This window comes from Robiginitalea aestuariiviva (genome assembly GCF_029537735.1).
GTDB classification, from domain to species: domain Bacteria; phylum Bacteroidota; class Bacteroidia; order Flavobacteriales; family Flavobacteriaceae; genus Robiginitalea; species Robiginitalea aestuariiviva.
Genome location: NZ_JARPUQ010000001.1, coordinates 965,605 through 990,197, shown reverse-complemented (window position 1 = coordinate 990,197; position 24,593 = coordinate 965,605). Strand labels below are relative to the sequence as shown.

Sequence of the window (24,593 nt, the reverse complement as noted above, 5' to 3'; positions counted from 1 at the left end):
CGGCCCCATTTGGCGAAAACTACTCGTCCTCAATGCGTTGGAGCTCCGATTTCCGAAGGTCCGCAGACCGGTTTTGCAGGCGATAATTCCCAAAATTATAGGTAAAGCCCAGGCGCACAAAGCGGGTTTCCGGCAGGCCGTAATACCCGTTGTCCTGGTTATTATAGCGGGTGGTATAGGTAGAGTTGGCCCGCTGCAGGATATCTTCCGCTACCAGGGATACAATAGCCCTGCCCTTCCAGAGGCTCTTGCGCAGCCCCGCATTCAGGGTGGTGTTTTCGCTCATCCTGTAGGTGCCATAGAGGAAGCCGCTCAGGTACACCAGGGTCAGGTCTGCAGTAAAGGTGCGGTCCTTGGAGAGCGTAAAGGCATTGTTGAAGTACCCGTAAAACCCGCTCACCCGGTTGGTATAGGTTTCTATGTCGCTCTCAACGGCCAGGAAGGTCTCGGCCTCGTGGAAGACCGAGGTATAGGCATACAGATCCCAAAAGGAAGCCGGGGAGGCAGACACGGTAAAATCCACCCCGTAGGAGCGGCTTTTATACACGTTTTGTATGATCTGCAACAGGGTCTGGGCCTCGTTGTCCTGGAAGCTTAGCAGGCTAATGTAACGGCCATTGTCCCGATAATAGAAGTCGATAAAAACCGTGTTCTTCAGGGTCAGGTTCAAATTCAGGTTGTGGCTGAAGTTGGGCACCAGGTTGGGGTTCCCCTCGTCGTAGTCGTTTTCATTCAGGAAGAACCGGAAAGGGTTCAGGTCCTGGTAATTGGGCCGGGTAAGCCGCCGGTTATACGAAAAATTCAGGCTGTTGTCTTCGCCCAGGGTACGCCCCAGATACACGGACGGGAAAAACTCCAGGTAGCTCTGGCGGGTAATGTCGTCCAGGGTAAGGCTGCGGGCCCGCACCTCGGTGTGTTCGGCCCTCAGACCCAGTTTCAGCGACCAGGGGTCCCAGTCCCGGTTCAGGGTCATATAAGCCGCCCCCACAGCCTCGTCGTAGGTAAAGCGGTCCGACAGGGCAATATCGAAAGGCGGTTGGGTATCGTTTACATCCAGGTAATCGATCCGGCTGTTGCTGCGGATAAACGAACCTTTGGCCCCCGCCTCGAAGCTCCCGGACTTTTGCGGGGCATAATAATCGGCCTGGGCGGTGGTAATGTGGATATCCTGGAAGGCCTCGGTGGAAAACCGGAAGTTCCGCTGGAAGGCCCCGGAGGGGTTGAAATAATCGCTGTTGCCCACCTGGTCTCGACGCAGTTCGTAGTAGGTGTAATGGGCGTTGGCCTTCAGGGATGCTCCTTCCCTGGCCAGTTTGCGCTCATAATTGAGGTTTGCCGAAGCATTCAGCATGTCGTCTTCCACATTGCTCCAGGTCCTCAGGGTGGAATCTACCTGCCCCTGTGCATTGCGCATCACGGTAGCCAGCAGGTAGGCGTTGCGCTTGTTGGGGGAGGTATTCAGGGTGGTGGTCAGGTTGAATTGGTCCTTTTCGGACGGGGAATAATCCAGCATCAGGGTGGCTTGCTGGGCCAGGGAACGGCCTATCTTTTCCATGTCGGTATTCCACCGGGCGTAAACGGTTTGGGCCGGGTCAAAGAAATTCACATAAGAATCCGTCCGCTTGAACTCCTTCCTTGGGCTGATGCTGTAATTGGCAAACAGGCCCCATTGCCTTCCCTTATAGTAGTGGCTGGTCCCCAGGCGGTACTTGGGGAAAATAGCCTGTTCCCAGCGCGCCTGTACGCTGCCCTTGTATCCGGGCACAATGTTTTGGCGGGTGCGGATGTTCAGCACGGCCCCGTCCGCTGCCTCGTACCGGGCGGGGGGATCCGCAATCACTTCCACGGCAGACACCACATCCCCGGACAGGCCTTTGAGCAAGTCGAGGATTTCGTCGGATGACAGTTGCACCTTCCGGTCGTTCAGGTATACGGTTACGCTTTTCCCCCGGATTTCCAGGTTGTCGCCCAGCACTACTACGCCGGGGGTGCGCCTGAGGATATCCCAGGTAGTGCCCTCGCTGATCACGGTATTTTCCACTTTGAACACCAGCCGGTCTGCCAGGCGTTCTATGATGGGGCGGGCAGCGGTAATCACCACTTCGTCCAGTGCATTGCCCTCCAGTTCCAATACCACCTCTCCCAACTGCAGGTCTGCGGTGAGCTCCAGGGGTAAAATCAGGGATTTATGCCCAAAATACTGGGGTTGCAGCAGATATGAGCCGCCTGGCACATCCCGTAGCACAAAGATCCCGCTTTCGTCGGCGGAGGTCCCCTTTACCTGCACGGAATCGGCAGCGCGCAGCAGGATCACATTGCTGTAGGGCAGGGCTTTGCCTTCGCTGTCTTTCAGGGTACCGGATATCTGGAATTGCTGGCCGGTCAGGGCCAGGGGAAGCAGCCCCAGAATAAGTAGGATGTAGGTTTTCACGCGTTGGGTTGGACTTGGGTAAAGCTATAAAAATTTTCTTACCCTCAACTATGTATTCCTGATGGGGCGTTACGCCATTTCAGCGTTCAAAACCGGACCGAAACCCGAAGGGAATCTGTGCCCCGGCCCACCACCACTTCAGTAGAGTCGCCGGGCTGGAAACTGGCCAGGGCGCGCATATAACTCATCATGTCCGTTACGGTGCTATCGCCCAGGCGCAACACCACATCGCCCTTCTGCAGCCCGGCCTGCTGGGCCGCCTTGCCTTCGCTAACCCCATCTATGCGCATGCCCGGCCCCTCAAAGAGGTAATCCGGGACCACCCCCAGAGCAACCTTAAAGGCAGGCACTTCCTCGCTTTCGTTTTTCGTCTTGCGGAAGGCCACTTCCCGCTGGGTTTCCATGGCTCGGAGCACCTTCATCAGGTAGGCCGAAATGGCTTCCATCCCTTCGTAATTCAGCTTGCCGGCATCGTCCGAAGGGCGGTGGTAGTCCGGGTGCTGCCCGGTGAAAAAATGGAGCACGGGGATATCCTGCAGGTAAAAGGAGGTGTGGTCGGACGGGCCCACCCCGGATTCCTGCAACACCAGTTTAAATCCGGGGTTCTGGCTGTTGAGCACCTGGTTCCAGATCGGGCTGGTGCCCGTACCGCTTACCGAGAGGGTGCTGTCCGGCCGCAGCCGGCCCACCATATCCAGGTTCAGCATAAAGGGCACTTCGTCCAGGCTCAGGGTTGGGTTTTTTGAAAAGTAATTGGAGCCCAAAAGCCCCATTTCCTCCCCGGAAAATAAGAGGATAAGGTAGTTGTCCCGCGCTTCCTCCCAACGATTGATTTCCTGCGCCAGGTGTAACAGGACCGCTACCCCGCTGGCGTTGTCGTCCGCCCCGTTGTGCACGGCCGCCTCGCCCCGGTGCAGGGAACCCTCGCCCCCCATTCCCAGGTGGTCGTAGTGGGCGCCCAATACCACGGTGCGGGAGCCCCCTTTGTCGATCAGTCCCATAACATTCATCCCGGCAATCCCGGCACTATCTGCCTCTTCGAAGGTAATCTGGGCATGTGGGTCCCGACGCGGCTTAAAGACAAAAGTCTGGCGGTAGGTGCCCTGGGCACCAGCCGGTTTAAGCCCCATGTTCCGGAGCCGTCCTTCCAGATAATCGGCAGCCATCCGGGCCCCGTCCGTTCCCGTTTCCCTGCCCATCAGGGAATCCGCGGCCAGGATGCCAACATCCTCCTGCAGGGTCACTTCCACAGGGGCTTCAGTGCGGCAGGCGGCCAAAACCAGGGCCGTCCCCAGAAAAAGTTGTGCGTACTTCATGGCTTTCCGTATATTTTTGCCTAAAAGTAAACAACCCATGAGAATACCGGCACTGTTAATCCCCATTATCCTGCTTGGCAAGTGCACCTGTACCCGGACAGTAGCCGTCCAAAGTGAGGGTGAAAGCCCCATGGCTATGGCCTCGGATACCCTGATCTACCCTGGGGAGACCCACTTTAAGTCCATCCGGCAGGTCACCTTTGGGGGCGACAATGCCGAAGCCTACTGGAGTTTTGACGACCAGCAGCTGATCTTCCAGGCCAACACGGCATCCTGGGGGCTGGAGTGCGACCAGATGTTTGTGATGAACGCCTCAGATACCTTCCGGGACAACAAGCCCCCCATGGTCAGCACCGGGATGGGCCGCACCACCTGCGGGTATTTCCTGCCGGACAACAAGCACATCGTATACGCTTCCACCCACCTGCAGGATAGTCTCTGCCCGGAAGTCCCCCTGCGCCTGAACGGGAAGTACGTCTGGCCGGTTTACGATTCCTTCGACATCTTTGTGGCGGACCTGCAGGGCAATATCACGGCCCAACTTACAGACCTTCCCGGGTACGATGCCGAGGCCACCGTGAGCCCTAAGGGCGATAAGATCGTGTTTACCTCGGACCGCAGCGGGGACCTGGAGCTCTACACCATGAACCTGGACGGCAGCGGGGTCACCCAGATCACGGATGCTCTCGGGTACGACGGGGGCGCTTTTTTCTCCCCGGACGGCAGCCAGATCATCTTCCGGGCTTCCCGCCCGCAAACGCCTGAGGAAATAGCGGAATACAAGGGCCTGCTGGCCCAGGGGCTGGTGCAGCCCACCAATATGGAGCTGTTTATCTGCAATGCAGATGGGTCCGGGTTGCGGCAACTCACCTACCTGGGCAATGCCAACTGGTGCCCGTTCTTTCACCCGGATGGAGACAAGGTGCTGTTTTCCAGTAATTTTGAAGCCGAGGGCGGCTTCCCTTTCAACCTCTACATGATCGGGACGGACGGCACCAACCTCACCCGGGTTACCCACGGCAAGACCTTTGACGCCTTCCCGGTCTTTTCCAACAACGGCAAATATCTGGTCTTTGCCAGCAACCGGAATAACGGAGGCACGCGGGATACGAATTTGTTTATAGCCGAATGGCAGGATTGAGGCCCCGATCACGTATCTTTGCCCCCAATTTCAACGCATTATGAAGCATATCCGCAATTTCTGCATCATCGCCCACATCGACCACGGCAAGAGTACCCTGGCCGACCGGCTGCTGGACCACACCGGTTCGGTTACCGAACGGGAAAAGCAGGACCAGTTGCTGGATAGCATGGACCTGGAACGGGAGCGCGGCATCACCATCAAGAGCCACGCCATCCAAATGGAATACGTTTATGAGGGGGAAACTTATATCCTGAATCTGATTGACACCCCCGGCCACGTGGATTTCAGCTATGAGGTATCCCGCTCCATCGCGGCCTGCGAAGGCGCCCTGCTGGTGGTAGACGCCGCACAGAGCATTCAGGCGCAGACCATTTCCAACCTCTACCTGGCCCTGGAAAACGACCTGGAGATTATCCCGGTCCTGAACAAAGTGGACCTCCCGAGCGCCAACCCCGAGGAAGTTACCGACGATATTGTAGACCTGCTGGGGTGCAAGCCCGAAGAGGTGATCCCCGCCAGCGGAAAAACCGGCCTGGGCGTAGACGCCATCCTGAAGGCCATTATTGAACGCATCCCCGCCCCAGAAGGCGACCCCTCAGCCCCGTTGCAGGCCCTGGTTTTTGACTCCGTCTACAATCCCTTCCGGGGCGTGGAAACCTATTTCCGGGTGATGAACGGGAAGATCCACAAAGGGCAGCATATCAAATTCGTGGCCACCGGCAAGAAATACCATGCGGACGAGATCGGGACGCTTAAGCTCCGGCAGATGCCCCGGCAGGAGATCCGTACGGGAGACGTAGGCTACCTGATTACAGGGATCAAAGAGGCCCGGGAAGTCAAGGTGGGGGACACCATCACGGATGCCGCCAACACTTCCCCGGTAGCCATTGCCGGTTTTGAAGACGTAAAACCGATGGTTTTTGCCGGGATTTACCCGGTAGATACGGAAGACTTTGAAGAATTGCGGTCTTCCATGGAAAAATTACAGCTGAACGATGCTTCCCTGGTCTTTACGGCCGAAAGCAGTGCCGCCCTGGGCTTCGGGTTCCGCTGTGGTTTTCTCGGGATGCTGCACATGGAAATCATACAGGAACGCCTGGAACGGGAGTTCGACATGACCGTGATCACCACGGTCCCCAACGTGAGCTACCTGGCCTATACGAATAAGGAGCCGGAAACCCCCCTGGTGGTCAACAACCCTTCGGACCTGCCGGAGCCTTCCACGTTAAGCCGGGTGGAAGAGCCTTATATCAAAGCCACCATTATTACCAAGGCCGATTATGTGGGCAACGTCATGTCCCTCTGTATCGACAAGCGGGGGCAAATCACCGGGCAGACCTACCTGACCCAGGACCGGGTGGAGCTGAACTTCGACATGCCTCTGGCCGAGATTGTCTTCGATTTTTACGACCGGCTGAAAACCGTTTCCCGGGGCTATGCCTCTTTTGACTACAGCCCCATCGGGATGCGCACCTCCAAACTGGTACGGGTGGATATCCTGCTCAATGGGCAGATGGTAGACGCTTTGTCCGCCCTGGTCCACTTCGACAACGCCCAGCATATCGGGAAAAAGATGTGCGAAAAGCTGAAGGAGCTTATCCCCCGCCAGCAATTCGACATCCCCATCCAGGCGGCTATCGGTGCCAAAATCATCTCCCGGGAAACCATAAAGGCCCTGCGCAAGGATGTGACCGCCAAGTGTTACGGGGGAGACATCTCCCGGAAACGAAAGCTGCTGGAGAAGCAGAAAAAAGGGAAGAAGCGGATGCGGCAGGTCGGGAATGTGGAGATCCCCCAGCAGGCCTTTATGGCTGTGCTCAAGCTGAACGATTGACAAAAGTGTTTTGAGAATGTAGGGTTTTGCCTACATTTGCCCGGATTCGTTTAGCCTGCTTCCGCCCATGACTACCTACATTGCCCATTTTACAGCGAGCCACCGCATTGTGCAGGTGCAGCAGAATTCCATTTTTGTCTGGCAACAGGAGAGCGGGGAAGTAGACCTGGAACTGCTCTCGGAAAAAATCCGCAGGGAAGCGGCAACTCCCTTCTTCAGGCTGCTTGCCGGGCAGGAATTTCCGCTTACCGAGGCGGACATGCAGGTGAAGGTGCACCGTACCGAACCTTACTAGATCCAGGACAGGGACCGTATTACACGGGTTTCCCGTACAGGGACACCACCTGGGTGTCGTCCCGCTCCGCGTTCAGGGCTTTCCCCATATACACCAGCTTGTACCCTTCATGAATGGCACCGCCCCCGCGCACATAGGAGGGAATAATGTGGAGTTCTCCATCGGTATCCTTAATAAACAGGGGTACCATGTCATCGTCTGCATTGATGCGCTCGCAGAGTTTCTGATACTGGTTCTCGTCCTTTAGGTCTGCCTCGTGGATGGCCGGGTTTTTGCGCACCGCGTCCATGAATTTCACAAAGTCGTCTGTCTGGGAAAAAAGCTCCTGCCGGCCCTTGACCTCAGGGTCCCCCATTTCGTCTGTATCCACAATGCGGAAGGAGCCGTTCTCACCAAACTGGTCCCTGAATTTCTCGATGGCGTATTTGTTGATGTCGGAGTTGGCGGTCATGGCAATCAGGTACCCCACATCGGTGAGTTCCAGGTTATCCGTTAACGTGTCCGAATAGATGTTCGCCGTAAAGGCCTCCAGGCCGTGTTCCTTGGCCTTTTCGATATTGGCCGGGTTGTTGTCGATCACCACCACGTGGCGATCGTTGCGCTGCAGGTATTGGGCAATCAGGCGGGAGGCTTTGGATGCCCCCACAATCAGGATACCTTCGGATTTCTTCAAAAAGACCCCTGCCAGCTTAGCGACCAACCGGGCCGTGGTAGCATTCAGCAGTACGGTTCCCAGAACCACGGTAAAGACCAGGGGGGTGATATATTCTGCCCCGGGCTCGCCCCGCGCCAGCAATTTAGAGCCGAAAAGGGAGGCGATCCCGGCGGCGACGATCCCCCGGGGGCCTACCCACCCGATAAATAATTTCTCATTGACCTTTAACTCGGAGCCCTGTGTACTGAGCATTACCCCCAGCGGCCGGATCAGGAACACAATAATGCCAAAAAGCAGGGCGGTTTTCCAGGTGTAGATCAGCTCCAGGTCTGCCAGGTTAATGTTGGCTGCCAGCAGGATAAAAAGGATGGAGATCAGCAAGACGCTGAGGGACTCTTTAAAATACAGCAGTTCCTTGATGTTGGGCAGGTCCATATTACCGAGTACCAGCCCCATCACAACCACCGCCAGCAGGCCCGATTCGTGGGCAAACAGGTCCGATTCCACAAATACCAGCAACACCACCGATAAGGAAACTACATTCAGCAGGTAGTGCGGGATAAAATTCCTTTTGATCGCAAAGGCCAGCCCGTGGGCAAAAGTGAACCCGAAGGTAAACCCGAAAAGCAGGATCTTCCCGAATTCGATCAGGGCGGTTTTGGTGTAGGCATGGCCTTCCCCCACACTGATAAACTCAAAGACCAGTACCGCTACCAGGGCGCCAATGGGATCAATGAGGATACCCTCCCATTTCAGGATGGCGGAAATATCCTTTTTCAAGGGGATGTTTCGCAGGATGGGAGTAATCACAGTCGGGCCGGTCACAATGATCAGGGCGCTGAACAAAAACGACATCTGCCAGCTGATCCCGAAAATAAAGTGGGCCGCAACCCCGGCGCAGAAAAAGGTGACTACGGTCCCCAGGGTAATGAGTTTAGTGATGACAGGGCCTACATTCGACACCTCGGAGCGCTTCAGGGTAAGCCCCCCTTCAAAAAGGATAATACTGATGGCCAGGGAGACAAAATAGTAGAGACCTTCCCCGGGAAACAGACCGGCTTCCCCATTCCAGATGGGCTCGATCAGCTTACTGCCATCTTCGGTATACAAGGTAGCAACCGGGCCCACAATCAGACCGATAAGGATCAGGGGGAGAATGGCGGGCAACTTCAGCCGCCAGGCCACCCATTGGGCAAAGATTCCCAGTATGATTATTCCGGCCAGTTCTACCATGCAGTGCTGTTTTCCCCTAAGGGTGAAAACCAAAAATACACATTTGCCGGGATCGGAAAGCCCCTGGCGGGGATTGTTTGTCTTTTCCGCATGCACAGCTGTGGATTTCCCTTAAAATTTCCCAAACCCGCCCGGCATCCCCGCAGTGAATTCGTATTTTCGGGAATTGAAACCGATACCATGAAGTTGTATCCGATCGAAACCGGGAATTTTAAGCTGGACGGGGGTGCCATGTTCGGGGTAGTACCCAAAAGCCTCTGGACCCGGACCAACCCGGCAGACGCCAACAACATGATTGACCTGGCGGCCCGCAGCCTGCTGATCGAAGACGGGGACCGGCTGATCCTGATCGACACCGGGATGGGAAACAAGCAGAGCGAAAAATTCTTTGGCCACTATTACCTCTGGGGCGACCACACCCTGGACCGTTCCCTGGCGCAGGTTGGTTTTCACCGGGACGACATTACGGATGTCTTCCTGACCCACCTGCATTTTGACCACTGCGGGGGGAGCGTGGAATGGAACCGGGATCGCACCGGGTACCAGCCCGCCTTCCGCAACGCCGTATTCTGGACCAATGAGGCCCACTGGCAATGGGCCACCGAACCCAACGCCCGGGAAAAGGCCTCATTCCTGCCCGAAAACATCCTCCCCATGCAGGAGAGCGGGCAATTGCGTTTTGTACCCCGCACCGGGGAAGCCTTCCAGGAAAATTCCCCCCTGGGTTTCGGCATCCTGTTTGTGGACGGACATACGGATAAACAGATGATCCCGCACATCCGCTACCAGGGGAAAACCCTGGTCTTTATGGCGGACCTGCTGCCCACCGTAGGGCATATTCCCTTGCCCTATGTGATGGGGTACGATACCCGGCCCCTGCTTACCCTGGCGGAAAAAGAACCCTTCCTGAAACGGGCTGCCGACGCCTCCTATGTGCTGTTCCTGGAGCACGACGCCCATAACCCCTGTTGCACCCTCAAACATACCGAGAAGGGCGTGCGGCTGGACCAAACCTTTGCCTTTGATGCCTGTTTTTCCTGATTCCCCCAAGGCCCTGCTGCTGATGCTGGGCCTCTCCCTGATGGCTGCCTGCAGCACCCCCGGGCCCGACAGCACCGACCTTTTGGAAGAAGGTGCATTTACCCCGGGTATCGAAGGCCCGGCCACGGGCCCTGACGGGTATATCTACGCCGTGAATTATGCCGAAGAAGGAACCATAGGGCGCGTAAGCCCAAGCGGGGAGGCCTCCCTGTATCTCCGCCTCCCGGAAGGCAGCATCGGCAATGGCATCCAATTCAATGCAGCGGGGGATATGTATATCGCAGATTACATGGGTCATAAAGTGTACCGCAAGCCCGCCGGGGCCGACACCCTGCAGGTCTTTGCGGAAAACCCGGAGATGAACCAGCCCAACGACCTGTGCGTGCACCCCAGCGGCAACCTCTACCTGAGCGACCCCAAGTGGGCGGACAGCACCGGCAACCTGTGGCGGGTAACCCCGGACGGGCGCACCGAACGGCTCCGCTCCGGCCTGGGTACCACCAACGGCATTACCCTGAGCCCGGACGCCAGCACCCTGTACGTAAATGAATCCGTGCAGCGCAGCGTCTGGCGCTATCCCGTACTGGCCGATGGCAGCCTTGGGCATCGGGAATTGCTGATCCAATTCCCGGATTTTGGCCTGGACGGCATGCGATGCGATGTGCAGGGAAATGTGTACATTGCCCGATACGACAAGGGCACGGTTGCCGTGGTCAGCCCGGCAGGCCAAATGCTGCGCGAATACCGGCTGAAAGGCAAAAAGCCCAGTAATTTAACTTTTGGCGGCCCGGATGGCCGCACCTGTTATGTAACCCTGGCGGACCGGGGATGCTTCGAATGGTTTGAAGCCCCGTACCCCGGCGCCCTTTACCCCATAGGATCCGAATAAACATGAAAAACATCGCAATGAAAACATTGTCCTGGGCCCCCGCGGCCCTGCTGCTGGTGGGCTGCGGTGCTACACAGCTGGTGAGCACCCCCATTGAAAACATCGACACCGTCCCCCTGAAGATTTCGGAACTCTCCGAAGCGGAATTGAAACACTGGGGCCACGAAGACCTGATGCGGGACACCGTTCCCGGCATGAGTGTGGACAGGGCCTATACCGAGATTATCGGGAAACGGCAGGGCAGCACCGTGGTGGTTGCCGTCCTGGACAGTGGGATTGACCTGGACCACGAGGACCTGGACGACGTGATCTGGACCAATACGGACGAAATCCCGGGGAACGGGAAAGACGACGACAACAACGGGTATGTGGACGACATCCACGGCTATAACTTCCTGGGGGAATCCTACCACGAACAACTGGAAATGGCGCGTATCCTGCGCCTGGGCCTGGGCGATGCCGCCCTGCAGCAAAAAGCACGGGCCAACCTGGAAGCCGAGGTGGGTGAAGCCACGGCCAACAAACAACAATACGAGCGCATCCTGCAGGCTGTACAGGGGGCAGACCAAACCGTAAAGGCACACCTGGGGAAAGAGGCTTACACCGAAGAGGACCTGCAAGCCATCGAAACCCAGGACCCGGCCTTACAGCAAAGCGTGGGCATCCTGCTGCAGATGTATGCTTATGCAGACAGCATCCCGGAAATCCTGGATGAAATCAAGGAAGGCGTCACCTATTTTACCAACCAGCTGAACTACCACCTGAATGTGGAGTTTAACGGCAGGGAAAGCGTGGGGGACAACCCTTACGACCTCGCCGACACCGGGTATGGGAACGGAGACCCTGGCAACCGGGAAGAAGATGAATCCCACGGCACCCACGTGGCCGGTATCATTGCGGCGGAACGCGGGAATGGCATTGGCGTGGACGGGGTTGCCCGCAACGTGCAGATCATGAGCGTGCGCATGGTCCCGGACGGGGACGAATACGACAAGGATGTGGCCCTGGGCATCCGTTATGCCGTGGACAACGGTGCCCGGGTGATTAACGCAAGCTTCGGAAAGTCCTATTCCCCGGAAGCCGGATGGGTATACGACGCCATCCGCTATGCCGCCAAGAACGATGTGCTGATTGTCCATGCTGCCGGGAATGACAGCGAAGATCTGGACCTGCCCCAAAACCCCAATTACCCGAACGACCAGGTGGGCACCGGCGATGAGATTGCGGACAATGTAATTACCGTGGGCGCCCTGGCCCCTACCTACGGGTCCGAAATGGTGGCCTCTTTTTCGAATTACGGCGCCAGCAATGTGGATGTCTTTGCCCCGGGCGGGCAGATTTACTCCACCATGCCCGGCAGCACCTATGAATTCCAGGGCGGGACCTCCATGGCAGCCCCGGCGGTGAGCGGCATTGCCGCCCTGATCCGCTCCCTGTACCCGAAGCTAACGGCTTCCCAGGTGAAGAAGATAATCCTGCAATCGGGCCTGCCGGTATCCCGCCAGGTGATCCTGGGCGGAGACCCGTCCAACGCCCGGGATTTTGCCAAGATCTCCCGCTCCGGCCGCATTGCAAACCTCTATAACGCCCTTATTCTGGCCGATCGCGTAAACAGCGGGGCCACTAAATTCTAAAACTACAGCAAACGATGATTCGACACATTTGGGGGTTGCTGCTGCTGGCCGGGTTCCAACTGGCTGCCCAGGGCAACTCAAGTTACTGGCAACAACACGCAGACTACACCATGGAGGTAGATATGGATGTAAAAACCTACCGCTATACCGGTACCCAGATCCTGCGCTACACCAACCATTCGCCGGACACCCTTAGCCGCGTTTTCTACCACATGTATTTTAACGCCTTCCAACCCGGGAGCGAAATGGACCTGCGCCTGCAGAGTATCGAAGACCCGGACGGCCGGATGACCGAAGACGGGAAAAGCCGTATTGCTGCGCTGGGCCCGGATGAAATCGGATACCTGCGCGCCACCTCCCTCACCCAGGACGGGCAGGCCGTAAGCCATTCCCTGGAGGGCACTGTCCTGGTGGTAAACCTGGCACAACCTGTCCTGCCGGGGGCTACCACGGAATTCCTAATGCAATTCGAGGGGCAGGTACCCCTGCAGATCCGCCGATCCGGGCGCAACAACCGGGAAGGGGTGGCCCTGTCCATGAGCCAGTGGTATCCCAAAATGGCGGAATACGACTTTGAAGGCTGGCACGCCGACCCTTATATTGCCCGGGAATTCCACGGGGTATGGGGGGATTTTGATGTAAAACTCACACTGGACAAAGACTATGTAGTAGGTGGAACGGGTTACCTGCAAAACCCCCAGGAGATCGGCCATGGGTACGAGGCCCCTGGCACCACCGTGCGCAAACCCAAAGGGAAAACCCTGACCTGGCACTTCAAAGCCCCCATGGTCCACGATTTTATGTGGGCGGCAGACCCGGAATACCGCCATGACACCTTAAAAATGGAAAACGGGCCCGTGCTCCATTTCTTCTACAAGGACAAGCCCGAATTGCTGGAAAACTGGAAAAACCTCCAGCCCAAAACTGCCGAGGCCATGGGCTTTTTTAACCGCAACGTCGGGCCCTACCCTTACGAGCAGTACTCCGTGGTACAAGGCGGGGACGGCGGGATGGAATATGCCATGAGCACCCTGATTACCGGCGAGCGCTCTTTTGAAAGCCTGGTAGGGGTTATGGTACACGAAATGGCACACTCCTGGTTCCAGCACGTACTGGCCACCAACGAAGCCCGGCACGAATGGATGGACGAAGGTTTTACTTCCTTTATCTCCGCACTCTGCATGAATACCATTATGGAACGGGGGCAGGAAAACCCCTTCCGGGGGTCTTATATGGGGTACTACCGCCTGGCCCAATCCGGTCGGGAACAGCCCATGAGCACCCATGCGGACCGCTATGCCTTCAATACCGGGTACGGCATTTCGGCCTACAGCAAAGGGGCGGTGTTCCTGGCCCAGCTGGGCTATGTGATCGGGCAGGATAAACTGATGGAAGCCCTGCGCCGTTATTACCGGGATTTTAAATTCAAGCACCCGGTGCCCAACGACATCATCCGGACTGCCGAAAAAGTGAGTGGGATGGAGCTGGAATGGTATCTTGTAGACTGGACCCAGACCACCAACACTATAGACTACGCCATTGAAGAAGTGGCAGCGGCGGGAGACAAAACCCGGATCACCCTGAAGCGCATCGGGCTTATGCCCATGCCTGTAGACCTGCTGGTGGTAGGCAAGGACAATTCCCGGGAAGGGTATTACCTGCCCCTGCGGATGATGCGGGGGGAAAAGGGCAATCCCTACCCTGGCATTGACCGGACAGTCCTGGCGGACTGGCCCTGGGCACAACCCACATACACCTTCGAGATCGACATGCCGTTTAGTGCCGTGCAGGCGGTGGTTATAGATCCCTCGGGCCTGATGGCGGACATAGACACGGAAAACAACAGCTGGCAACCCACCCCCTAACCCGGGGTGGTGTTCCGGCGTTCAAACCAGAACAACCCCTGGTAATCTGCGTTGCGGGCGGGGCGTTCCCGGTTGGATAACACCAGGTGGGAATGGTCCTTGAAGCGGCTGCGATACCCCAGCAGGTGGAATATCGGCTTGCTGAAAAAGCGCGCTACCCGCAGGTCTACCAACAAGGTGTCGCTTCCTTTTTCTGTCCATCGGATGCCCGGCAAAAGTACCAGGACATCCTGGAAGCGGAACCGTCGCAACCAGGCAGAGAAACGCAGCGCCCATGAGGGGATTTTCCGGATCAGGAAGAAGCCTTCCTCCCCCTGTTTCTGGTATAGGGGCATAAACAGCATCCCGGGTTTACCCATATAGACGGGAGTACCATGGTCGTGCGCCAGTAACCGCCCTTTGGGCACCTCCTCGAAACTCCGATAACCCTGTACCATCCGGAAAGCCGAGGGGTCTTCAAGGCCATGCCGGTGGAACACCTCGTAGAAATGGTGGTCTCCCTCGGCCCCTTCCCGCAAACGGATCTGCCGCTGCTGGAATTCCGGGATATTCGATTCCGCGAGCAGTCCTGAATACGCCAGGGTCAGCCAAAGGAAGTCCTCCGCGTAGTCCACAGCCCGCGGGCAATCATGCTGGCCCGACTCAAACCCCATGGACACATAGCCCAGTTCATTGATATAGCTCAGCAACGGGCCCCCCAGGTATTCCTCGATCCCCAGGATTACCGGGACGGGAAACAGACTGGCGAACTTCCGGTTAATGACCGCGTCGTTAATGGTGATAAACGGCAGGGTCTGGCTGGAGGTGGTATGCAAGTCCAGGAAATAGAATGGGGGGGTATGGCGGGAGAGAATTTCCCGGATCCACCCGTGGAGTTCCAGCAATTCCCGCTCCTCACAAGTCCGTTCTCCCGGCAGGCGCTTTTCGATATCCCGGATGTTTTCCCGCCTCCAAATGCGGTTCAGGTCCTGGTCTATATAACGCACATGGCGCCTGAGGCCCTCCAGGTTGCCCCGAAAGGCATAAAAATGCCCCTTTTCCCATGGCACGTTACCCTGCTTCAAGGCGGTGCATACCCGATCCAGGGCCTGTACGCCGGCAGGTTCATTCCCGTGGATGCCCCCCAGGCAAATCAGGGTAGGGCCGGGCACCCTCCCGTGGAAACAGCCGATAAGCCGCTCCCCGGTGATCGTGCGTTGTGCACATGGGTGTTCGATTGCAGGGCTAGGGGAGGTCATTGGAGGTCAGTATTCCCACCAGGGCATGCCCCTCTACCACGGGAAGGCAATTGATCTGGTGTTGGTTCATCAGTTTCCGGGCTTTCTTGGCCGAAGCTTCCCGGCCAATAGTAATCAGTTCGGTGCGCATCAGGGCCCGTATCCCGGTATGGTATATTTCAGGCTTATCGCTGATCTCCGCCACATCGGTCCAGCTGAGCAGGCCAGACAGTTCATTGCGTCCATTCAGGATAGGCAGGTGGTGAAACCCGTTCCATTTCATGATCTCTACCACCAGGGCCGCACTGTCTTCCTCCTGGGCCGTGACAATACGGGTGCTCATTAGGTCTCCCACCCGGGGGTGCTTAAACCGGGTGGGGGATTCCGTATGGCAGGTCTTTTTCCAGGCATCTACCGGGTATCCTTTAAAGGAGCGGTCAAAGAGGCAGGCTGTTAATTTCCGAAGGGCCTCCGGGGCATTCAGGGTGTGCCGGAGTTCGCGGTAGGTCTGTACCATCCATTCGGACCCGTTGTGGCTGCCAATGCGGTTTTCAATGATTTTAAGATAGCGTTCGATATCCGCCCGGTCTACCTGAAGTCGGGTCAGGCCCTGATAGGCCATCGGGAGGAAGAAATCGCGCAGCAGTTCGCGGGCAGGGATGATCTTCCCGTCCCAGTGAAACTGGGCTGCCATCCCGTATCGGGCTGCATTGAAGAAATTCTTTTTGGCATCGCGGAAATCCATTTTGGTGTGGATATCTTCCCAGGCCCGGGGCTTGCCGCTCATTACCCCTACCCACAGGACCAGGTTTGCAATCTCGTCCGCAGTGGTAGGGCCCGAAGGGAGGTACCGGTTTTCGATCCGCAGGTGGGGTTTTTCACCGCCCCGCCCATAGCAAAGACGGTTCCAGGGGTATACGGTGCCGTTGTGCAGGTTTAAGGCCGCCAGGCGCGGTACCCCTCCCTCCCGGAGCACCTCAAGGCTGTTCGCCTCCTCAAAGTCAGTGGAGATCAGGCTGCGGAAGCGCACGATGGATTTCTTGAAAAAATCCGCCGGGGTGCCGCTGGCCCAGGCAGTGCCAAAGCCTACCCGGGGTTCCCGTTCATTGAGCAGGAAGGTACTTTTGCGGGTATCTACACTTTGGGTAAAGAGAGCTATCCGGGTTTCCTCCCAGAGTTCGCGCCCCATTAGCATGGGGGAATTGGTGCAGATGCTCAGGATAGGGCCGGAAATGGCCTGGGCCCAATTGTAGGTGTCGGCAAACCGGTCCGGGTCAATCTGCAGGTGGGCCTGGAAACTGGTGTTACAGCCCTCGTACATGATGGAGTCGTGGTTCAGGTTCACCTCATCCACCCCTTTTATGTGGATATCCAAATCTGCCCCGCGTACGCCCTTTACGGCCTCGTTCAGGATTTTATAACGCTCCACAGGGGTCATGTAGTCTGTGGAAAGGTGGTGGGTGCCTATAGTGGGGAGGATGCCGGTAAGGATAATGTGGTTATCGTGTTGCTCGGCAACCTGCTGGGCATGGTCCATCAAACTGTTTAACTGCTCGTGCATACGGGAAAAACACTTCCCGCTAAGGGGAAGGGGGTCCAGGTTCGCCTCCAGGTTGTAGCGGGTGAGCTCGGAGGTAAAATGCGGGTCCTGGATATCCTTGAGGATATTCACGGCCTGGTCCGACGGCTCCCAATTGCGGGTGACCAGGCAAAATTCCTGCTCCGCCCCAATCCGCATGCATTCCCGGTCAAAGCAGTCCTGTTGCAGCATTTGCTCCAGCGCGGCGATATCCGTAAGCAGGCGATGGAAATAGCGCTCCCGCTCCGCAGCCCCCTGCAGGGGTTTAACGGCTAAGGTTCCCATGGGTTTCTTTTTTGGGCCGGTCCTTTTGAAATGCCGGCTCACGGCAAGTTACGAGCCACCGGCCCGGAGATTTATGATAATTGTCACCCCTGTGATGGCCCCAATTATTCCTATTTTTGGGCATGGCCGGCCAACGCTTTCCAAAATCCGAAAAACTCAAACGCCAGCGGCTCTGGGAAGAGCTGTTTGCCCGGGGTGTTTCCCTGAAGGCCTACCCCCTGCGGGCCACCTTCCTGAAAACCCCCATGCCGGGCAGGGTCCGGGCACAGGCTGGCTTCGCGGTTTCTAAGCGGAACCTGCGAAAGGCATACCAGCGCAATCGTACCAAACGGCTGATGCGGGAAGCCTACCGCCTGGAAAAGGAGGCCTTTTTTAACAATACACAGGGAAGCTATGCGTTGGTATTTTTATACCTTGGAAAAGAACTGCCGGACTTTCCTACCATACACCGGTGTGTAAAAGAATTGCTGCAAAAAATCCAAACCCATGAAGAAGCTGCTGAAGACCCGCGTTTTGGTCCCCCTGGCGGCCGTCCTGATCTTCCTCGGGACCACCGCGTTTAAAAACGACTTTTTTGAGGTCGCCAAACAGATCGAAATCTTTACCACCCTGTTCAAGGAATTGAACATGAATTATGTGGACGAGACCAACCCGGCCGAGCTGATGGACACCGCCATCAAAAATATGCTTTCGGACCTGGACCCCTATACCGTCTATTTGAACGAACAGGATGTGGAGGCCTATAAAATCAGTAATGCCGGAGAATACTCCGGAATTGGAGCCCTGGTTCGTTCGTACAAAGACCGTTTGGTTATTGTGGAACCCTACAAGGGATATCCGGCAGACCAGGCCGGGCTCCGGGCCGGCGATGAAATTGTAAAGATCGGGGATGTGTCCGTGGCAGACTTCCAGGAAGATGCCGTAGAGCTCCTAAAAGGCGCTAACAATTCCACGGTCACTGTTACCTTCCGCCGGCAGGGATCCCTGCAGACCGCCGACGTTTCCCGCGGGGGGATTGAAGTAGACGCCGTCCCTTTTTACCGGATGGCCGACGACAAAACGGGGTATATTGTCCTCTCCCGCTTTAATGCCAAGGCCTCGGCCCAGACCCGGGAAGCCTTATTGGATCTGAAAGGGCAGGGGGCAGAGCGGATCATCCTGGATCTGAGAGATAACCCGGGAGGGTTGTTGACCGAAGCGATAAACGTCACCAACCTGTTTGTGCCCAAAGGCGAGCTGATTGTCACCACCCAATCCAAAGTCAAAAAGTTCAACCAAACCTATAAAACGCGGAACAAGGCCGAAGACACTGAAATCCCGCTGGTGGTGCTGGTAAACGACCGCAGCGCCTCGGCCAGCGAAATCGTTTCCGGCAGCCTGCAGGACCTGGACCGGGCCGTAGTAATGGGCGCCCGCAGTTTTGGAAAAGGGTTGGTACAGCGCCCCCTTAAACTTACCTACGGCACCCAGCTGAAGGTGACCATCAGCCGCTATTACACCCCTTCCGGCCGTTGCATTCAGTCCCTGGATTACTGGAACCGGGATGCCAGCGGCAACGCCGTCCGCAATACAGAATTCCAGGAATTCCGCACCCGCAATGGCCGTAAGGTCACCGATGGGGGCGGGGTGATGCCCGATGTAGAAATTGCAGACATGCGCAGCAATGACCTGACCCGCGCCCTGGTAGACAACCACGTGGTTTTTGACTTTGCCACCCAGTATTTCTACACCCACCAGCTGGAAAACCCGGGTAGTTTTCACCTGGGGGCAAGCCAGTATGGGGCATTCAAGGAATTTGTGGCGAAAAGCGGCTTCGATTTTGAAACCAAGACGGAACATGCCCTGCGGGAGGCACTGACTGCCCGGGAATCCATCGTTTTTGACGAAAGCCTGGAAGGCGAATTCCGCGACCTGTTGCTGCAGCTGGAGAAAAAGAAGCTGGCCGCCCTGGACACCTACTCCGCGGAGCTTACCAAGGCCCTGGAGGACGAAATCATTAAACGGTACGTCTACCGGGAGGGGCTCTACGAGTCTTTCCTGAACCGTGACACGGCCATCCTGGCCGCCCGGGAGCTGCTGTCCAGCCCTAAGCGTTACGCCGAAATCCTCCGTTAGCCCATGCGTCGTCTGCTTTTCTTGGTTTGGACCAGCCTTGTGCTGGGCGGCACCGCAACAGCCCAGCAGGAAGGGGTTTCGCTCATAGTACTGGGAACCGTACAGGACGGCGGGCTGCCGCACATTGGCTGCCAGCGCGCCTGTTGTGCCTCGCCGGAACCCGAAAAAATGGCCCCCAGACACGTGGTATGCCTGGGCCTGTCCGACCCGGCACAAGGTACCTCCTACCTGTTTGAGGCTACGCCCGACCTGGGGGCGCAAATGGATGCGTTACACCGGGCCACAGGCTTACCCCTGCCGTCCGGCATCTTCCTGACCCATGCCCATATCGGGCACTATTCCGGTCTGCAATTCCTGGGGCGAGAGGCCCTGAATGCCCCTGGAATCCCGGTGTATGCCATGCCCCGGATGAGCCGCTTCCTGCGCCGGAACGGGCCATGGAGGCAGCTCGTTTCCGCAGGGAACATCCACCTGGCGCCCCTGAAAGACGGAAAGGCTGCAAGCCTGGGCCCCAACCTGAAGGTAACCCCTGTGCGGGTACCCCACCGGGACGAATACTCCGAGACGGTGGGTTTCCTGATCGCAGGGCCCCGGAAAACAGCGCTTTTTATCCCGGACATCGATAAATGGGAACGCTGGGAAACCGATATTGAAGCGCATATCCGGGCTGTGGATTACGCCTTCTTGGATGCCACTTTTTTCGATGCCTCCGAAGTAGGCTACCGGGACATTTCCGAAATCCCCCACCCCTTTGTTTCCGAAAGTATGGCGCGGTTTGCCCGCCTGCCGGAAGCCGAAAAAGAGAAGGTCTTCTTTATTCACATGAACCACACCAACCCCCTGCTGGACCCGGAAAGCGAGGCGTCAAAGGCTGTGGAGGCTGCCGGATTCCACATTGCCCGCCAGGGCCAGGTGTTCCGGCTTTAACCCCTGCTGATGCCTTTCAAAGCCCGATTACAAAACGCCACAGGCATCCCCGTCCTTTCCCTGGAACCCCTGGGCGGGGGCGATACCGCACGCGCTTTCCGGATGGTAACACCCCATGGGCTCCGGTTTTTGAAAACCCTTGACGGCGGCACGGCCTATACCGGGCTCAGGGCAGAAGCTGAGGGGCTACAGGCCCTGGGGGCTGCAGGGGTATTGCGCACGCCCGAAGTCGATGGGGTGTATCCCCTGGAAAATGGGGCCTGCCTGGTGATGGAATGGATCCCTTCCCGCCCTGGCAGCCCGGAGGAATGCCGGGCCTTTGGCGCCAACCTGGCGCGTATGCACTTGCAGAAAGCTCCCGCTTTTGGCTGGGATTCGGACAACTTCCTGGGGCGCCTGCCCCAGAAAAACCCCAGGGAAGCGGATTGGGTCGCGTTTTATGTCCACCACCGCCTAATGCCCCAATATCGGATGGCCATCGCTGCCGGCCTTATGGCACAATCCGAAATCCCAACGGCAGAAGAACTCTGCCAAAAGATGGCTGAACACACCCCGGAGGTTTTTCCATCGCTCTTACACGGCGACCTCTGGGGCGGGAATTTCCTGATCGCAGAGAACGGGGATGCCGTGCTGATCGACCCTGCAGTGTACCGGGGGCATGCCGAGGTAGACCTGGCCATGAGCCGGCTTTTTGGTGGGTTTCCGGAAGCCTTTTACGACGGGTACTACGCCCTGGCACCCCAACAGGAAGGCTGGGAGGTGCGCCAGCAGTGGTATCAGCTCTATTACCTGCTGGCCCACCTGAACCTCTTCGGAAACTCTTACCTGCCCGCGGTCCTTAGGCTGCGCCGGGAGCTCTTTTAACCGGCCTGCCCTGAAGAATCCGGGGTGAATTCGCTACCTTGGGGCGTATGACACCTATCCGTTTATCCCTGCTGGGCCTGGTTGTTTTATGCGCCCTTTCGGGCTGCGAGCCCCACTCCCCCGCCAGGAGTTCCGAAGAGGCTTCCTTTTATACCTGGTCCCGTTACCTGGGCGATGCAGGCCGAAGCCATTTCTCAAAACTGGACGCCTTTACTCCGGAAAATGTGTCGGCTCTGGAAGTGGCCTGGACCTACGAACTGCCAGATGCCGGGCAAATGCAAATGAACCCCCTGGTAGTCGATACCCTTTTATTTGGCGTCTCTGCAGCCCTGCGGGTATTTGCACTGGATGCGCGCACCGGCCGGCCCGTTTGGGTGTTCGGGGACTCCCTGAAGGCCTGGCACTCTACCAGCAGGGGGGTGAGTTACTGGAGCGACGGGGAGGACCATCGCATTTTTTACACCCGGGGCGAATCCCTTTGGGCCCTGAATGCCCTTACGGGAAAACCCGTGGTCTCTTTTGGGAAAGGCGGGCAGGTAGACCTCCGCTCCGGCCTCCCGGAAAGCGCCCGGAATCAATTTGTGATCTCGAATACCCCGGGAACTATTTTTAAGAACCACATTATTATGCCCTTGCGCGTATCCGAGGGCCCCGGGGCTGCCCCGGGAGACATCATGGCTTTTGACGTCCGCACCGGAGCCCTGAACTGGGTTTTCCACACCATCCCACACCCCGGTGAAACAGGGTACGAAACCTGGGAAGATCCGGAAACCTACCGCAAAGGCCTGGTGGGAGCCGCAAACAACTGGGCCGGAATGGCCCTGGATGAGGGGCGGGAAATATTATATGTGCCCACAGGTTCTGCCGCCCCGGACTTCTACGGGGGGCAGCGGCTAGGAGAGAACCTCTTTGCGAATTGCCTGCTGGCCCTGGATGCCAACACCGGGGAGCGCCTCTGGCATTTCCAGTTTACCCATCATGACCTGTGGGACCGGGACCCCCCGGCACCGCCCAACCTCTTAACCGTAACCCGCAACGGGGAGGAAATTCCCGCCGTGGCCCAGGTGACCAAACAGGGATACGTCTACCTTTTTAACCGGGTAACCGGAGAACCGTTGTTTGAGATTGAAGAAGTGCCGGTGCCTCCTTCAACCCTGGAGGGGGAAGAAGCCTGGCCCACCCAGCCCCTGCCGGTAAAACCCGCTCCCTTTGCCCGGCAGGTGCAGGACCTGACCGAGGCAGACCTGAGCCCATATGCCCCCAACCCGGAAGAGGTGCTGGAGCGCTTTCGGGCGGCAGACCGCAGGCAGTATGCCCCCCCGGGCCTGGAACCGGTATTGCTGTTGCCGGGGTACGATGGGGCGGCCGAATGGGGAGGTGCCGGGGCAGATCCGGAAAACGGCATTCTGTACGTGAATTCGAACGAGATGGCCTGGTTCCTGCAAATGTCTGCACCGACCATCCCGGAAAACGCCTCTGCCGGGGAAATCACCTACGCGCGTAATTGCGCCGTTTGCCACCAGGCAGACCGCAGCGGGCTCCCCCTGAGCGGGTATCCCTCCCTGCTGGGTTTGAACCGGCGAAAGACCATTGAAGAAGTCCATACCCTGTTACAGGCTGGCAAGGGGATGATGCCCGGGTTCCCGAACCTGGATCCTGCCGATAAAGAAGCCCTGATCGCGTACCTGATGGAGGGCACTGACAAACAGGAAGTAGGGTCTGCCCCATCCGGAGTACCTCAACTCCCCTTTGAACACAAGGGCTATGACAAATTCCTCGATGCCAATGGGCTGCCGGCCATCTCGCCCCCATGGGGCACCCTGCATGCCATAGACCTGAACCAGGGGGAATACCTCTGGAGCATCCCGCTGGGCGACACGCCTGCCCTACGGGAGCAGGGGCATCCGCCCACCGGGACTGAAAATTACGGGGGGCCCGTAGTGACGGAAAACGGGCTGCTGTTTATCGCCGCCACCAAAGATGGATACTTCAGGGCCTTTAACCGGCATACGGGAGCCTTGCTTTGGGAAGTTGCCCTCCCGGCAGCCGCTTTTGCCACCCCTGCCCTTTACGAAGCCGGGGGTAAGCAATTCATTGCCCTGGCCTGCGGGGGTGAAAAACTGGGCACCCCAGCCGGGAATACCATTATCGCCTTTCATATCCCTTCACCATGAAAAACCCAATAAAAATCATCGTTGTGGGATGCGGGAACATGGGAACCAGCCATGCCCGCGCCTACCACCAGCTGGACGGCTTTCAATTGGTTGGCCTGGTAAGCCGCAACCCGGAAAGCCGGGAAAGGCTCTCGGCCGAACTGGGTGGATATCCCACCTTTTCCAGCCTGGACCAAGCACTGGCCCACGGACCCGCAGATGCCGTTTCCGTAAACACCTATCCGGATACGCACGCCGCCCTGGTGCGCCAGGCCCTGGATCACCATTGCCATGTGTTTGTAGAAAAACCCCTGGCGCTAACCGTTGCCGAATCACGGGAGTTGGTAAACCTGGCGCTGGAAAAAGGCAAAAAAATGGTGGTGGGATACATCCTTCGGGTACACCCCGCCTGGGAAAAATTTGTATCCCTGGCCCGGGAACTCGGAAAGCCCCTGGTGATGCGCATGAACCTGAACCAACAGAGTTCGGGACAGCAGTGGTACACCCACAAACAGTTGCTGCGATCCATGTCGCCCATTGTGGATTGCGGGGTGCATTACGTAGACATCATGTGCCTGATGACCCGTTCGCGCCCGGTAAGCGTGAGCGCCATAGGAGCCCACCTAAGCGACGAAATCGATAAAGACATGTACAACTATGGCCAGCTGCAGGTTCGCTTTGAAGACGGCTCCGTAGGCTGGTACGAAGCGGGTTGGGGGCCTATGATGAGCGAAACCGCCTTTTTTGTAAAGGATGTGATCGGGCCGCGCGGCTGCGTCTCCATACAGGATTCTGAAAAAGGGGATTCGGACGATATTGAAGGGCACTCCAAAACCGGGAGCCTGCGCCTGCACCACAGCCAGCTGGATGCCGATGGAAACTTCGCGCGGGAGGATGAAATTGTCAGTACGGCAGACGAACCGGACCACGATGGCCTTTGCCGCCTGGAACAGGAATATTTCCTGAAGGCCATCCGGCAAGATCTGGATCTGACAGACCACCTGAACGATGCCGTTCACAGCCTGCAGATTGTACTGGCTGCCGATGCCTCCGCCCGCAGCGGGAAGACGGTCTATCTCTGATTAAATTCCTGGCCCTGAATACAATAATCTTATG

18 protein-coding genes are annotated in these 24,593 nt (G+C 57.4%); 13 read left to right on the top strand and 5 right to left on the bottom strand.

Annotated features, from left to right (window positions below; translation table 11 throughout):
* Positions 1–19: 19 nt before the first annotated feature.
* Complete coding sequence (locus OZ410_RS04360; RefSeq protein ID WP_277706696.1) at positions 20–2,431, bottom strand: outer membrane beta-barrel family protein; 2,412 nt, start codon at positions 2,429–2,431, stop codon at positions 20–22.
* 86 nt (positions 2,432–2,517) lie between these two features.
* Positions 2,518–3,747: a M28 family peptidase gene (locus tag OZ410_RS04355; RefSeq protein WP_277706695.1), complete on the bottom strand. Its 1,230-nt coding sequence runs from the start codon at positions 3,745–3,747 to the stop codon at positions 2,518–2,520.
* A gap of 37 nt (positions 3,748–3,784) precedes the next feature.
* On the opposite strand from OZ410_RS04355, the gene OZ410_RS04350 reads away from it, so the two are divergent.
* From OZ410_RS04350 to OZ410_RS04340, 3 genes are all read left to right on the top strand, one after another.
* Complete coding sequence (locus OZ410_RS04350) at positions 3,785–4,888, top strand: TolB family protein (protein ID WP_277706694.1); 1,104 nt, start codon at positions 3,785–3,787, stop codon at positions 4,886–4,888.
* 40 nt (positions 4,889–4,928) lie between these two features.
* Positions 4,929–6,725, top strand: a complete 1,797-nt coding sequence (lepA, locus tag OZ410_RS04345) for a translation elongation factor 4 (protein WP_277706693.1) — start codon at positions 4,929–4,931, stop codon at positions 6,723–6,725.
* A gap of 67 nt (positions 6,726–6,792) precedes the next feature.
* Entirely contained in the window at positions 6,793–7,020 is a 228-nt protein-coding gene (locus OZ410_RS04340; RefSeq protein WP_277706692.1) for a GTP-binding protein LepA, read from the top strand.
* A 19-nt stretch (positions 7,021–7,039) separates the two neighbouring features.
* Here OZ410_RS04340 and OZ410_RS04335 read toward each other — a convergent pair whose 3' ends face one another.
* On the bottom strand, positions 7,040–8,908 hold the full coding sequence (locus tag OZ410_RS04335; RefSeq protein ID WP_277706691.1) for a cation:proton antiporter: 1,869 nt from the start codon (positions 8,906–8,908) through the stop codon (positions 7,040–7,042).
* A 180-nt stretch (positions 8,909–9,088) separates the two neighbouring features.
* Here OZ410_RS04335 and OZ410_RS04330 point away from each other — a divergent pair, with 180 nt between their 5' ends.
* Genes OZ410_RS04330 through OZ410_RS04315 form a run of 4 tightly spaced genes read left to right on the top strand, consistent with a single transcriptional unit; the run spans position 9,089 to position 14,337 of the window.
* On the top strand, positions 9,089–9,949 hold the full coding sequence (locus OZ410_RS04330; RefSeq protein WP_277706690.1) for an MBL fold metallo-hydrolase: 861 nt from the start codon (positions 9,089–9,091) through the stop codon (positions 9,947–9,949).
* Positions 9,933–10,838 carry an SMP-30/gluconolactonase/LRE family protein gene (locus OZ410_RS04325; RefSeq protein WP_277706689.1) on the top strand — a complete coding sequence of 302 codons (906 nt, stop codon included), beginning with the start codon at positions 9,933–9,935 and terminating at the stop codon, positions 10,836–10,838. The genes OZ410_RS04330 and OZ410_RS04325 overlap by 17 nt, the downstream gene beginning before the upstream one ends.
* A 17-nt stretch (positions 10,839–10,855) precedes the next feature.
* On the top strand, positions 10,856–12,472 hold the full coding sequence (locus OZ410_RS04320; RefSeq protein ID WP_277706688.1) for a S8 family peptidase: 1,617 nt from the start codon (positions 10,856–10,858) through the stop codon (positions 12,470–12,472).
* A gap of 14 nt (positions 12,473–12,486) precedes the next feature.
* Positions 12,487–14,337 carry a M1 family metallopeptidase gene (locus OZ410_RS04315; protein WP_277706687.1) on the top strand — a complete coding sequence of 617 codons (1,851 nt, stop codon included), beginning with the start codon at positions 12,487–12,489 and terminating at the stop codon, positions 14,335–14,337.
* Here OZ410_RS04315 and OZ410_RS04310 read toward each other — a convergent pair.
* Positions 14,334–15,575 carry a succinylglutamate desuccinylase/aspartoacylase family protein gene (locus tag OZ410_RS04310; RefSeq protein ID WP_277706686.1) on the bottom strand — a complete coding sequence of 414 codons (1,242 nt, stop codon included), beginning with the start codon at positions 15,573–15,575 and terminating at the stop codon, positions 14,334–14,336. The genes OZ410_RS04315 and OZ410_RS04310 overlap by 4 nt on opposite strands.
* On the bottom strand, positions 15,562–17,418 hold the full coding sequence (locus tag OZ410_RS04305; RefSeq protein WP_277706685.1) for a glutamate-cysteine ligase family protein: 1,857 nt from the start codon (positions 17,416–17,418) through the stop codon (positions 15,562–15,564). The genes OZ410_RS04310 and OZ410_RS04305 overlap by 14 nt, the downstream gene beginning before the upstream one ends.
* A gap of 122 nt (positions 17,419–17,540) precedes the next feature.
* On the opposite strand from OZ410_RS04305, the gene OZ410_RS04300 reads away from it, so the two are divergent.
* From OZ410_RS04300 to OZ410_RS04275, 6 genes are read left to right on the top strand one after another with little or no spacing between them, the layout of a single operon-like run.
* Positions 17,541–17,981 carry a ribonuclease P protein component gene (locus OZ410_RS04300; RefSeq protein ID WP_277706684.1) on the top strand — a complete coding sequence of 147 codons (441 nt, stop codon included), beginning with the start codon at positions 17,541–17,543 and terminating at the stop codon, positions 17,979–17,981.
* Entirely contained in the window at positions 17,905–19,533 is a 1,629-nt protein-coding gene (locus OZ410_RS04295; protein WP_277706683.1) for a S41 family peptidase, read from the top strand. The genes OZ410_RS04300 and OZ410_RS04295 overlap by 77 nt, the downstream gene beginning before the upstream one ends.
* A gap of 3 nt (positions 19,534–19,536) precedes the next feature.
* Positions 19,537–20,460 carry an MBL fold metallo-hydrolase gene (locus tag OZ410_RS04290; protein ID WP_277706682.1) on the top strand — a complete coding sequence of 308 codons (924 nt, stop codon included), beginning with the start codon at positions 19,537–19,539 and terminating at the stop codon, positions 20,458–20,460.
* A 9-nt stretch (positions 20,461–20,469) separates the two neighbouring features.
* Positions 20,470–21,324, top strand: coding sequence for a fructosamine kinase family protein (locus OZ410_RS04285; RefSeq protein WP_277706681.1), 855 nt, complete (start codon positions 20,470–20,472; stop codon positions 21,322–21,324).
* A gap of 47 nt (positions 21,325–21,371) precedes the next feature.
* Positions 21,372–23,498, top strand: coding sequence for an outer membrane protein assembly factor BamB family protein (locus OZ410_RS04280; protein WP_277706680.1), 2,127 nt, complete (start codon positions 21,372–21,374; stop codon positions 23,496–23,498).
* The gene (locus OZ410_RS04275) at positions 23,495–24,559 is read left to right on the top strand and encodes a Gfo/Idh/MocA family protein (RefSeq protein WP_277706679.1); all 1,065 of its coding nucleotides are present in this window, start codon (positions 23,495–23,497) and stop codon (positions 24,557–24,559) included. Before OZ410_RS04280 ends, OZ410_RS04275 begins: the two co-directional genes overlap by 4 nt.
* Positions 24,560–24,593 lie beyond the last annotated feature (34 nt).